Here is a 12,011-nt window from a genome sequence, read left to right on the forward strand (position 1 = left end):
TTGTAGCCAATTGTGCCAATGAATATCCCCAACCTGATTACCGTACTGCGCGTCGTCCTGATCCCGATCTTCATTCTGTTGTTCTACATGCCTTACCAGTGGAGCTATCTGGCGGCCAGTTCGGTGTTTGCCTTCGCTGCCGCCACCGACTGGCTGGATGGCTATCTCGCGCGTCGTCTGCAGCAAAGCACCCCGTTCGGCGCTTTTCTAGATCCGGTGGCGGACAAGCTGATGGTCGCCGTGGCCCTGGTATTGCTGGTGCAGGCCCACGCCAACGTGTGGCTGACGCTTCCGGCGGCAGTCATCATCGGTCGCGAGATCGTGGTATCGGCACTGCGCGAGTGGATGGCGGAGATCGGTGCGCGGGCGCACGTGGCCGTGTCCAACCTCGGCAAGTGGAAAACCGCAGCGCAGATGACTGCCTTGGTTATCCTGCTGGCCAATCCGCCGGCGTTCAGCTTTTGGGTGGTGGCCGGTTACGTGCTGTTGCTGGTGGCGGCAGGGCTGACCATCTGGTCCATGCTCAAGTACTTGCGAGCCGCCTGGCCGCATCTGCGCACCACCACGGAAAATAATTAAAACTATTTTGAATCAAGGGGTTGACGCGCTCTGCCGATTCGATAGAATGGCGCCCGTCAACACGACGCGGGAATAGCTCAGTTGGTAGAGCACGACCTTGCCAAGGTCGGGGTCGCGAGTTCGAGTCTCGTTTCCCGCTCCAAATTATGATCTGCAGAGTTCCATTGAAGTCTGTAAGTCATTGAAATCAGGACCTTCGGGTCCTTTTTTCGTTCCAGCGAAATCTGCTGAAAACCACCGCCAGCAAGTCTTTTCAAGTCCAGTTTTGAGTCCAGAGTAACAACGGCGGGTTTCACATCGGTTTTACGCTGGAGGAGCGCAAGCGGCGAGCGAAACATCAGGTCCTGACCTCACGTTCAGGAGCTCGATCATGGCGCTTTCAGACCTCACTATCCGGCAAGCCAAGGCCACTGGTAGCCACTACACCATCAATGATATCGATGGCCTGTCCCTCGCGGTTTCCGGTGTGGGCGGTAAGTCCTGGCACTTTCGCTACTACTGGGCTGACAAGCAAAAGCGGATGTCTCTTGGAACCTATCCAGAGGTGAGCCTGCGGGAGGCTCGTGCACTACGCGATGGCGCACGTGTGCTTCTCAGCAAGGGCGTGAACCCGCGGCTTGATCGCAAGCCGAAACGTCAGGCCGTCCAGCTCGCCGATCAGAACACCTTCAAAATCGTTTACGAAAAATGGCTTGATCATCGAGGCTTGGTGCTCAAGGAAGGGCGCCAGAGCACCCTTTCGCAGATTCGTCGAGTCTTTATCAAGGATGTCTTGCCGATGATCGGCTGCAGCTCCATTTACGAGCCGCAGCGACCCGACCTTCTTGATGTTGTCGTACAGATTGAGCGTCGAGGGTTAAGCACCAAGTTATGAAGCTAATGAAAAGCTCGGATAGTCATACCTCTGCTTTCTCGTCGAAGCTGACTAGCCGAAAGCTCAGCAAGTTGGCAGCAGACATCAGAAGTAGTAACCAATGTTGACGTTGGTACGGTAATACCACTGGTTGCTGCCCACCGACGAGGTGCTGGTCCAGCCGGTGCCGTTCTCCGCGCCGCCGTAGGGGTTGGCGTTCTTGGCCCAGGTCAGGTCAACCCACGCCATGATCGGCATGGCAAACAGCTGCACGCCCACGGTGTACATCTGCGAGTCGTCCCAGCCGCTCTTGTCTTTCATCATGCGGCTGTAGTCGTTGTAGAGCTTGATCTTCTTCAACTGGCCGAGGCTGGGGGTGTAGATGTCGTAGCCGATGTTCAGCGCCGCCAGCGTCGCCTTGGAGGCGATGAGGTAGGCTGGGGTCAGGCCGTTGCCGCCCATCAGCACCGAGTCCTTGCTCACGCCGTTGGGGTTCTTGGGGTCGTACTCGTAGCGGATGGCTTCGGCAGTGGCGGTCCAGGGGCCGTTGTTGATCACCGTGTGCAGGCCGCCGGCCCAATAGCTGCCGTTGTCGTCCGTGGTTTCGTTGTACAGCTGCGAGGCCGCCAGCGAGGCGCCGATCTCGGTTTTCCAGTCGCCGCTGGTGAAGGTACGGGCCACGCGGGCGTTGACCTGGTTGCGCTTCTCGTTGTCCTGGCCGGACTGGGTGAACGCGACGGCGTTGTCCTTGACGTCGGCATAGCGGGATATCTCCCCGGAGTAGCGGGTACCGCTCGGTGCCATGCGCGGGAAGTAGCCCAGCTGCACGTCCCAGTCCTTGTCCTTGTAGCTGTACTTGGCACCCAGGCCGTCGCTCACGCCGTAGCCCATGAAGAAGGGGATATGGTAGCTCCACCCGAACTGTGGGTAGGGTTCCAGGCCGAACGGCTTGAACGGCAGGCCCACTTGCAGGTTGGATTGCGAGGTGAAGTTGTAGCCCACGTAGCCACGGTCGATGGAGCGCTTGTTGAGGTCGTAGAACCAGTAGTTGATATCCACGAAGGCCTTCTTGTAGGTGGCCTTGAGGTCGAAGCGCATGGTGTCGAACAACCAGCGGGTATGGTTCTCGCTGGTATCCCAGTGCTCGTCGCGCCAGTTGGTGCGCAGCGCGCCGCCCAGGTCGAAGCTGGCATCGCCATCGGCGCTGCGCCAGGAAATATGCGGGAAGGGCTTCTTGGCGGCCGGCTTCGGCGCCACAGGTGCGGCCACGGACTGCGTATTGGTGACATCGGGGCCCGGCTCGGCGGCGCACAAGCCCGCACTCAGCAACAACCCCACTCCCATGATGTACTTGTTCATTGCGACCTCACCTGCAAATGTCCGACGGCTGATTGTTCCAGGCAACAGTGGGGCGCTTATCTCTGCGGATAAGTGTGCCGAAATGTCGCACAACCAATTAAGTGTTGTTTCAAGGGTGGCACACCGTCTTACCGGTGGGCTCGATTGATATGGAGCAGAAACTGTGCCACTTCTTAAGTGGTCTTTAATATTTATTAAACTCTATATAAATCAATGAACTACCTATGAAACGCATTGGTTTGTGCCACCGGTAAAACCGCTTTCGCCGACCGTCACCCAAGTGCACAGCGAGGGGGCGAAAGTGGTGCGAATCGAAACTTGTTGGGGCATGCTTATTGTTTTAAGGGTGAGCAGGCACAGTTGAATAATTAATTGAATCGGGCAAAAAAAAGGCCGACATGAAGTCGGCCCGGTATTTCAATGAAACGTGATTCAAATATCCAGCACCAGGCGGCGGCTCTTGCACCCGGAAACACACACCATCATGGTCGCATTCGCCGCGCGTTCGGCTTTGCTGAGCACGCCGTCGCGGTGGTCGACTTCGCCGTCCAGCACCTTGGTTTCGCAGGAACCACATACCCCCTCGCGGCAGCTGTATTCGATAGCGCAGCCGGCCTCGAGCAGCACGTCCAGCAGGTTCAGCCCCGGTTCGATCGACAGCGTCTTGCCGCTTTTCTTCAACTCGACGCTGTAGCTGTCCTGGGCATCCTCGGAGGGTGGCAGTTCGGCGGCGGCGAAGCGTTCGATGTGGGCGTGGGGGTAGCCCAGGTTTTCGCAGGTGCTTTCGAAGGCATCCAGCATCGGCGTCGGCCCGCAGCAGTAGAAGTGCGTGTCGGTGGGCTGCCCGGCCAGGTAGTGGCGCAGGTCGGGTGCGGTGTCTTTCTCGTCGTTGAAGTGGAACACCACCTTGGCGTCGAGACCGCTGAGTTCTTCCACCAGCGCCGCTTCCTTGCGCGAGCGGGCGCAGTAGATCAGCTCGGCGGATTTACCCAGCGCCAACAGCTGGCGAAACATGCAATAGATCGGCGTGATGCCGATGCCGCCGGCCACCAGCACGCTGTGGGAGGCCTGGGTGTCGAGCGCGAAATTGTTGCGCGGCGCCGAGATCTGCAAGGTCGAGCCGACCCGCAGTTGCTCGTGCACCCACTGTGAACCGCCGCGGCTGCCGCGATCGCGCAAGATGCCGACCACATAGCGGCCGCGGTCGGCGGGCGAGTTGAGCAGGGAATAGCTGCGCACCAGGCCATTGGGCAGGTGCAGGTCGATGTGCGAACCGGCGTCGAACGGCGCGAACACGGTGTCGCCGTGGGGGCGCAGCTCGACGCTCATGATGCCTTCGGCTTCGTGGCGCAGGGTGTGCACCAGTGCGGTATGCGTAGAAGAATTGGACATGCTTCAGCCCTTCTCTATAGACGTTGCAACGGGCGCCACCACAGCGCGCAGGTCGATGTCCAAACGCGCGCTGGCTTCGATTTCCACCACCAGCTCGGGGAACACCAAGCCGCTGACTTCCACCAAAGTGGAGGTCGGGTAGGTGCTGAACCCGGCGAAGAAATCCCGGCGCGCGCGGCCGACGTCGTCCTTGTCAGCGATGGCGGTGACGTACACGGTCAGGCGGTAGATATTGCCGATATGGCCACCCGCAGCCTCGACCAGCGCCCTGGCCTTGTTCAATACCACCAGGGTCTGTTCATAGGCGCCCAGCGGGGTACCGGCTTCGGCGGCCTGGCGGGTGGCGGGGTGGCCGGTCATGCCGGCCATCACCACTTCATTGCCGAGCAACAGCGCGTTGGACCAGGTAGCCGTGGCCAGCTCGCTCAGGCCCGGGGCCCGAACGCGCTGCACGGCAGTGGTTGCAGTGAAAGCGGTGCTCATGAGACCGCCTTCGTCTCGATCAGCGCCATCTGCTCCTTGGCCTTGCTCTTCAGGTAGCGGCGGATGCGCACCACGCCGAGGTCGTGCTGGTACAGGTTTTCCCGCTGGTTGGCGTCGAATTCCATGTTTTCCAGCAGCACCCGGTCTTGCTCCAGCACTGCCCAGTGGCGGGCTTCCAGGCGGTTCTTGTAGAGGAAGCGCCAAGTGTCGCGCTGCCAGCCGGTCAGCGGCCGCGCGCGCCAGTGGAACACGCCGCACATCTGCGTGCTACCGGGGGTGTAGCTGCCGATGATGGTGAAATTGCCGCCTGGGCCGCCGGTCTTCGGATAGGGGATTTCCAGGCGCAGCCAGTGGCAGCCATTGTCGAGGAATTCGGTCCAGTCGAAGTTCACCCCGCGCTGGCCTTCCTTCTCGAAGAAGAAGCCGTGGTCGGTGTCGCGGGTGACGAACTTGGCCGTGGCCTCGCCTTCGCTCATGGAGTGGGACATCTTGTGCAGGTAGGTGCCGTGCATCGGGTCCATGACGTTGTCGATCACGTAGCGGTAGTCGCCTTTCCACTCGGTGTAGCAGAGGAAGTGGCTCCACTGCGGCGACGTCAGCTGTTCGGGCAGCACCAGCTCGGGCGGCTCGGCCAGGTGCGGGTCGGTGGCGTTGAAGACGAAGATCGCGCCAGCCACTTCACGAGTGTGGAACATGCGCGTAGGGCGGCTGCCTTCGAGCTTGCAGCCCGGGCTGCCGGGCACCTTGGTCACGGTGCCGTCCCGGCGCACTTCCACGCCGTGGTACGGGCACTGCAAGCGGTCGCCGAGCACCGGGCCCTGGGACAGCGGCGCGCCGCGGTGCGGGCAGTGGTCTTCCAGCGCATGGGCCTTGCCGTCGTTGTCGCGCCACAGGGCGATCTTGTAGCCCAGGCGGCGAATCGATACCGACTTGTCGCCCAGTAGGGCCGAAGGCAGCAGCGGGAACCAGAGGTCCTTGAGGCCTGCGACCAGAATGTTTTCAACAGGATCAACGGTCAGTTGCATGTTCATCTCTTATCCTCCGAGGCTCAGGCGCCGAGCTTGGCCATCAGGGTGCTGTAGGTGTCGGCGGTCCATTCGCCGCTGTTGAGCGGGCAGGGCGGGCCGGCCATGTTCAGGTGCGCGAGCAGGCTGGGCAGGTCGTACTTGCCGGCGCCGAAGGCACGCTCCAGGGAGTCGCCCAACAGGTCCTCGAACGGGGTGTTCGGGCGGCTGCGGGTCTGGTGGGTTTCGTTGTAGGGTTCGCTCATCTCATTGGCCTCCGTTACGGACCCGTTCGCGGATCATTTCGCGCACCGGGACAAAGTCATAGGTGGGGTAGCATTCAGTGCGAAACACGCCCCAGGCGGAGCGCTCCAGCTCGACATTGAGCTTGGGCAGCAGCGCCGGCGGCAAGCGCAGGGTGACGATCTGGCCGAGGCCCATGGCCACCGTCCAGGACACCACTTCCACGCCTTCGACGGGGAAGCGCTCCCACCAGTCGACCTTCTTCATGTGGCCCTGGATGTCGTCGAGGTTCTTCGCCTGGTCGTGCTTGAGCAGCACGGTCAGCAGCATGGTGTCGGTCATGGCTTGGGCTTGTCCGTGAGAAATTTGCCTTGCGGCGCTTCGACGTTCTGCTGGCGCCGGGTGTTGCCGTCGATGCCGCCGGCGATGGCCCATTCGGCGAACACCGTGGGGCCCGGTTCGAACTCGCGGGGCTGCCAGTCGCCGGTCAGTTGGTCTTCGTCGGCGTAGTACTCCACCAGCGCGCCGGCGGGGTTCTTGAAGTACCAGAAGAAGGCCGAAGACACCGGGTGGCGGCCCGGGCCGATTTCCGTGGTCCAGCCGCTGCGGGAGATGTGCATGCCGCCGCCGAACACTTCGTGCACGTCGCGCACGGTGAAGGCCACGTGGTTGAGGCCGGCGCGCGGGGCGGGCAGCTGCAGCATGAACAGGTCGTGGTGGCCGCCTTCCTCGGCGGTGCGCAGAAAAGCGCCGCGGTTGGGGTAGCGGTCCGAGGCCTGGAAGCCGAAGCGTTCATGGTAGAAGGCTTCGCAAGCGTTGACGTCGGTGACGAAGAACACCACGTGGCCGACTTCGATCGGCGTGGCGCGCTCGTACACCGGCGCCGGCTTGTTGATGCGGCCCTTGACCTGCCAGGTGTTGTGGCCGCTGCACTCGATGTCCAGCGTGCGCTTGCGGGTGACCTGCAGGCGGATTGCCAGGCCGTTGGGGTCGGTGCAGCCGATGCGGCCGTTGCCTTCCACGAAGCCCGGGTCGTTGGCGATGCGCTGGCTGTAGAGGGCCAGGTCGGCTTCGCTTGCCACGCCCCACACCACTTCGCGCACGGTGCTGCCACTTTCGATGGCGGCGGGCAGGCCGGGCTTGTCGTGGTCGGCGAGCACCACGCGGCAGCCGTTGAGGGTTTCGAAGATGACTTCGTCGGCGCTGCTGCTGACCTGGTTCAGGCCCCAGTCGGCGAAGAAGCGCGTGCAGGTGGCGAGGTCTTCGACGCCATAGGTGATTTCATCAATGCCCAGTACGCTCATGGCGCTACCTCGCGGTGCTCGCTGGCCCAGGCCAGTGGCTGTTCGTTCATGCCCCAGTAGAGGCTCTTCTGTTCCATGTACTGCAGGATGCCCAGGCGGCCTTTCTCGCGGCCCAGGCCACTGTCGCGCCAGCCCCCGAAGGGGGTGGAAATGGAGAACTGCTTGTAGGTGTTGATCCACACCGTGCCGGCCTGGAGCTTGCGTCCCAGGGCCCAGGCGCGCTTGTAGTCGCGGGTCCAGATGCCGGCCGCGAGGGCATACAGGCTGTCGTTGGCCTGGTCGACCAGCTCGGCTTCGTCGTCGAAGGGGATGGCCACCAGCACCGGGCCGAAGATTTCTTCCTGGCAGATGCGCTGGTCGTTGCTCAGGCCTTCGAGAATGGTCGGTGGGAAGAAGAACCCCTGGTCGTAGTCGCCACCGCTCAGGCGCTGGCCACCGAGGCGCAGGCGCCCCCCTTCACTCAGGCCCAGGGCCACGTAGCGCTCCACCGATTCGCGGTGTGCGGCGCTGATCAGCGGGCCCATCTGGGTGCTGTCATCCGCCGGGTTGCCGACCTTGATGCGCGCCGCCGCGGCGCACAGGCGCTGCATGAACGGCTCGTACAGGGCGCGGGCGACGAACAGCCGCGAGCCGGCGATGCAGGCCTCGCCCGACGAGCTGAAAATGCCGTACAGCACACCGGCTACGGCGTGGTCCAGGTCGGCGTCGGCGAGCACGATGGTCGGCGACTTGCCGCCCAGTTCGAGCGACACGGGCATCATCTTGTCGGCGGCGATATGGGCGATGTGCTTGCCGGTGCGGGTACCGCCGGTGAACGACACGCGCTTGACCAGCGGGTGCTTGGTCAAGGCATCGCCCAGCACCGAGCCCTTGCCTGGCAGCACGCTGATCAGGCCTTTGGGCAACCCGGCCTGCTCGCAGATGCGCGCCAGTTGCAGGGCCAGCAGCGGGGTGATTTCCGCAGGCTTGATGATCACCGCATTACCGGCGGCCAGGGCTGGGGCGACCTTCTGCGCTTCGCTGGCGATCGGCGAGTTCCAGGGGGTGATGGCCGCCACCACACCCATGGGTTCGTAGACGCTCAGGGTGACGAAATCACCGCGCGACGGGGTGATGGTTTCTTCCAGGGTTTCGCAGGCGGCGGCGAAGAACTGGAAGGTACCGGCCGCACTGGCTACCAGATTGCGGGTTTCGCCGATCGGCTTGCCGTTGTCCTGGCGTTGCAGTTGCGCAAGTTCCTCGCCTTGTTCACGAATCAGCTGGGCGATGCGGTACAGCACGCTGGCCCGCTCGTGGGATTTGCGCTGGGCCCAGCCGCTGTGCAAGAAGGCCTGGTGGGCGCCTTGGACGGCTTCCTCCACGTCTTCCAGGCTGGCGGCGTTGAGCCAGGCCACGGGCTCACCTGTGGCCGGGTAGTAACTGGCGTAACGCTCACCGCGGCCTAGGCGCCATTGGCCGGCGATGCACAGAGGCAAGCTTGGTTCGGTAGTCATTGGACTGCCTCCCTTAAATGGAAATCGCATGGGCGTGGTTGCCGAGGGCGCGCACCACGCTGTAGACGGTCAGGGCCGAGGTCTTGGGGTTGGCCAGCAGCGGTTTGCCGCGCAGGCTCAACTCGAATCGGCCGAAGGCGCCGCGGGCTTCGAACTGGTGCACATTTTCGTCGCTCAGCGGGTCGGCGATCAGCGTCACCTGGGTGCGGTCCAGGCCTAGCCCGGCCAGCGACAAGGTGGCGGCGACGTTGGCGTTCTTCGGGTACAGCTGCGCGGCTTCGCGGGCGCTGCCCTGGAAAATTACCGTGGCCTCGGTGATCGCATCGAGGTCGCAGGCCAGTTCGCCGGGCGTGTTCTTCCAGGCCTTGGCCGGCTTGCGGCCGGTGTAGCTGACCGCATCGAGGCCGCCGACCTTGGCCGCCGACAACGCATCGATGCCACCGATGGCGCCGGGCAGCAGTTCGATGCGGGTATTGCCACGTTCGGCGGCGGCTTCCAGGCGCTCGACCAGGCCGACTTCCGACAAGGCCCCCACCGATACGATCAGGCAGGCGATGCCGCGCTCCAGCGCCGGCAGCACGTGCTCTTCGATGGCCCGGTGGCCGGCGCACTCGACCAGCAGGTCGGGGCGCGCGTCGGCCGGCAGCGCGGTCAGCACCTGGGGCGGCTGCTTGAAGCTGGCCAGGCGCTGGCGCACCAGGTCTTCGGAGCCGGCCGAAGCGATGATGGAGTCGACGCACAGCTGCGGGTCGCTTTCCAGCAGTTCCAGCACCCCGACGCCGATGGCGCCACAGCCGATCATGGTGATATGCAGCATGGCGCGTTCCTCAGGCAGTGGCCTTCTGGGCTTTGGTTTCGCTGTTGGGCGGGCCGGCGAACTGGGTGGCGAAGTTGCCCACGGCGAGCATGTCCACTTCCAGCAGGAAGGGGCCGGGCTGGCTGTAGGCGCTTTCCAGGGTGGCGCCGAAATCCTTGAGGTCGCTGACCAGACCATGGCGAATGCCCATGGCTTCGGCCAGCTGGGTGTAGTCGGGGGTGTGCAGCTCGACGTAGGCGTGGCGGGCGCCGTAGATGGCGTCCTGAATGTTGCGGATCACGCCGTAGCGTTGGTCGTTCATCAGCAGGATCACCACGTTGGCTTTCTCCTGCACCAGGGTCGCCAGCTCACCGAGGTTGAGGATGAAACCCCCGTCGCCGGCCAGGGCGAAGACCTTGCGTTGCGGGTCGTATTCGGCGGCGGCGATGCCGGCGCCGATGCCCATGGCCAGGCCCTGACCGATGCCGCCACCGAGGGCATGCACGCCGGCTTGCGGGTGGTAGAGGTTGAGCAGGCGGTTGCCCCAGATGCTGTTCGACAGAGTCACGTCGCGCACCCAGCTGAAGTTGCGTCCGGTCATGCCTTGCAGCTGCTCGACCATGGCCGCGTAAGGGCCGAGGTCGGCGATCAGCGCGGCGCGGGATTTGGCCCGCACCTCTTTGAGCTCGGCGAGGAACTGCGGGTCGATTTGCAGCCGGCCTTCGAGGCGGTCGGCGAGGCCGTCGAGGGTCAGCTGGGCATCGCCGCACACGAACAGGTCGCTGGAGTAGCTGCGGCCTTCGATCGCCGGGTTGGCGTCGATGCGCAGGGTGTTTTGCGGCAGCTTCAAGGCGTACTTGAAGGTCTCGTTGCTGCGCAGCCGCGAGCCGGCGATCAACAGCGCGTCACAGCTCTGCATGAAGCTTTCCACCAGGCGGTTCTGCGAGAACGCGCCGAGGCAGCGCTCGTCGTCTTCATTCACCACGCCGCGGCCTTGGGTCGAGGTGATCACGCCCACGCCCAGGTCCAGCAGGCGCTTGACCGCCTTGCCGGCGTTGCGCGCGCCGCCGCCCAGCCATAGCAGCGGGCGCTTGGCCTGGAGCATGCGCTCGGCCAGTTGCTCCAGCGCTTCGGGGGCGGGCACGGCGACCGGCACCGGCAGCGGCGCGAGGTCGGTGGGCATGGTGATGAAGGTCGACTGGATGTCGATCGGAATCTCCACGCTGACCGGCCCGGCAGGGGCGGTCAGGGCGGTCTGCACGGCGAGTTTCAGGGTGCTCAGCGCGGTCTCGACGCTGCGTACGCGGAAGGCGGCCTTGGACACCGCCTTGAGCATCGTCAGCTGGTCGCGCGCTTCGTGGATGTAGGCGAATTCCTGATCCAGGTAAGGCGTTTCGATCTGCCCGGTGATGTGCAGCAGCGGCGTGCCGGCGGTCAGGGCTTCGACCATGGCGCCGGCGGCGTTGCCGGCCGCGGTGCCGGTGGAGGTCAGGCACACGCCCAGGCCGCCAGTGGTGCGGGCATAGGCGTCGGCCATGTTGGTGGCGCCGGCTTCACCGCGGGCCATCACGAAGCGAATGTTGCCGCGCACCGCGAAGGCATCGAGGATCGGCATGTTGTGGATGGAGATCACGCCGAACGCGGCTTTCACGTCGCACTGTTCGAGGAAGGCGGTGATAGCGGCGCCTACGGTTACTTGGTTGTCATTACGCATGGCGGGACAGGCCTCCGGAAACGTCGATATGGCTGCCTGTGGTGTAAGCCGACAGGGGAGATGCCAGGAAAAGAATTGCCTGTGCCGCTTCGATCGGCAGGCCCAGGCGGGCTAAGGGAATCTGTTTGCGCGCGGCCAGTTGCGCGGTCCATTGCGCCCAGTCCAGCGAACGTTCTTCGCGGGCCTCGAAGCGCCGGCGCCATTGCCCGGATTCCACCAGGCCGATGAGAATGCCGTTGACGCGAATCTGTTTCGGGGCGAACTCGAAGGCCATGGAACGCACCAGGTTCTTGAGCCCGGCGCGGGCCGCAGAGGTGGCGACCATGTGCGGTTCCGGCTGACTGGCCAGCAGCGAGTTGACGCAGACGATGGCGGCGTTCTGGCAGCGCGCGAGTTGCGGCAGGAAGGCCCGTACCGGGTGGATGACCGAGAAGAACTTGAGGTTGAGTTCTTCGCTCCAGGCGTCATCGGTGGTGTCGGCAAAAGTCGACACCCGGCCTTGCCCGGCGTTGTTGATCAGCACCTGGGCGGGGCCGAAGGCTTCCAGGCTGGCAGTGGCGAAGGCCTTGACCGAGCCGGCGTCGAGCACATCGCACACCTGGGCCAGCAGTTGGCCCTGGGGAAATTGCGCGCGCAGCTCGGCTTCGGCGCTGCGCAGGCGCGCTTCATTGCGCCCGCAAAAGGCCACCTGCGCACCGGCGCCAAGCAGCAGTTCGACGCAGGCCAGGCCGATGCCCGACGAGCCACCGGTGACGATGGCGGTGCTGCCCTGGAGGGGATAAAGGCTCATT

General features: G+C 63.9%; 12 protein-coding genes, 1 tRNA gene and 1 pseudogene. 3 read left to right on the forward strand and 11 right to left on the reverse strand.

All coding sequences use genetic code 11. From position 1 onward, the window contains the following. The first annotated feature begins 18 nt into the window (after window positions 1–18). From pgsA to AC3WJP_RS00995, 3 genes and pseudogenes are all read left to right on the forward strand, one after another. On the forward strand, window positions 19–579 hold the full coding sequence (pgsA, locus tag AC3WJP_RS00985) for a CDP-diacylglycerol--glycerol-3-phosphate 3-phosphatidyltransferase (RefSeq protein WP_493719367.1): 561 nt from the start codon (window positions 19–21) through the stop codon (window positions 577–579). Window positions 580–645: 66 nt separating this feature from the next. After that, window positions 646–721, forward strand: a tRNA-Gly gene (locus AC3WJP_RS00990). 228 nt (window positions 722–949) lie between these two features. Then, window positions 950–1,432 (forward strand): annotated as a pseudogene (locus AC3WJP_RS00995) (tyrosine-type recombinase/integrase); the annotation flags it as partial. A gap of 105 nt (window positions 1,433–1,537) precedes the next feature. On the opposite strand, the gene AC3WJP_RS01000 reads toward AC3WJP_RS00995, so the two are convergent. The 11 genes from AC3WJP_RS01000 to AC3WJP_RS01050 form a co-directional block, all read right to left on the reverse strand. Next, the gene (locus tag AC3WJP_RS01000) at window positions 1,538–2,791 is read right to left on the reverse strand and encodes a hypothetical protein (RefSeq protein WP_493719368.1); all 1,254 of its coding nucleotides are present in this window, start codon (window positions 2,789–2,791) and stop codon (window positions 1,538–1,540) included. A gap of 432 nt (window positions 2,792–3,223) precedes the next feature. After that, complete coding sequence (locus tag AC3WJP_RS01005) at window positions 3,224–4,183, reverse strand: PDR/VanB family oxidoreductase (RefSeq protein WP_493719369.1); 960 nt, start codon at window positions 4,181–4,183, stop codon at window positions 3,224–3,226. Window positions 4,184–4,186: 3 nt separating this feature from the next. Beyond that, entirely contained in the window at window positions 4,187–4,666 is a 480-nt protein-coding gene (locus tag AC3WJP_RS01010; RefSeq protein WP_493719370.1) for a Rid family hydrolase, read from the reverse strand. Continuing rightward, window positions 4,663–5,697, reverse strand: a complete 1,035-nt coding sequence (locus AC3WJP_RS01015) for a Rieske 2Fe-2S domain-containing protein (RefSeq protein ID WP_493719371.1) — start codon at window positions 5,695–5,697, stop codon at window positions 4,663–4,665. Before AC3WJP_RS01015 ends, AC3WJP_RS01010 begins: the two co-directional genes overlap by 4 nt. Before the next feature lie 17 nt (window positions 5,698–5,714). After that, on the reverse strand, window positions 5,715–5,936 hold the full coding sequence (locus tag AC3WJP_RS01020; protein ID WP_226506153.1) for a recombinase-like helix-turn-helix domain-containing protein: 222 nt from the start codon (window positions 5,934–5,936) through the stop codon (window positions 5,715–5,717). 1 nt (window position 5,937) lies between these two features. Then, complete coding sequence (locus tag AC3WJP_RS01025; RefSeq protein WP_493719372.1) at window positions 5,938–6,255, reverse strand: hypothetical protein; 318 nt, start codon at window positions 6,253–6,255, stop codon at window positions 5,938–5,940. Then, window positions 6,252–7,217: a VOC family protein gene (locus tag AC3WJP_RS01030; RefSeq protein ID WP_493719373.1), complete on the reverse strand. Its 966-nt coding sequence runs from the start codon at window positions 7,215–7,217 to the stop codon at window positions 6,252–6,254. The genes AC3WJP_RS01025 and AC3WJP_RS01030 overlap by 4 nt, the downstream gene beginning before the upstream one ends. Then, entirely contained in the window at window positions 7,214–8,710 is a 1,497-nt protein-coding gene (locus AC3WJP_RS01035) for an aldehyde dehydrogenase (protein ID WP_493719374.1), read from the reverse strand. Before AC3WJP_RS01035 ends, AC3WJP_RS01030 begins: the two co-directional genes overlap by 4 nt. A gap of 13 nt (window positions 8,711–8,723) precedes the next feature. Next, window positions 8,724–9,527: an aspartate dehydrogenase gene (locus AC3WJP_RS01040; RefSeq protein ID WP_493719375.1), complete on the reverse strand. Its 804-nt coding sequence runs from the start codon at window positions 9,525–9,527 to the stop codon at window positions 8,724–8,726. Window positions 9,528–9,537: 10 nt separating this feature from the next. Further along, window positions 9,538–11,220 (reverse strand): thiamine pyrophosphate-binding protein, encoded by a 1,683-nt coding sequence (locus AC3WJP_RS01045; protein ID WP_493719376.1) that lies wholly within the window; start codon window positions 11,218–11,220, stop codon window positions 9,538–9,540. After that, window positions 11,213–12,010: an SDR family oxidoreductase gene (locus tag AC3WJP_RS01050; RefSeq protein WP_493719377.1), complete on the reverse strand. Its 798-nt coding sequence runs from the start codon at window positions 12,008–12,010 to the stop codon at window positions 11,213–11,215. The genes AC3WJP_RS01045 and AC3WJP_RS01050 overlap by 8 nt, the downstream gene beginning before the upstream one ends. Window position 12,011 lies beyond the last annotated feature (1 nt).

The organism is Pseudomonas sp. GW821-FHT01A09 (genome assembly GCF_058986725.1).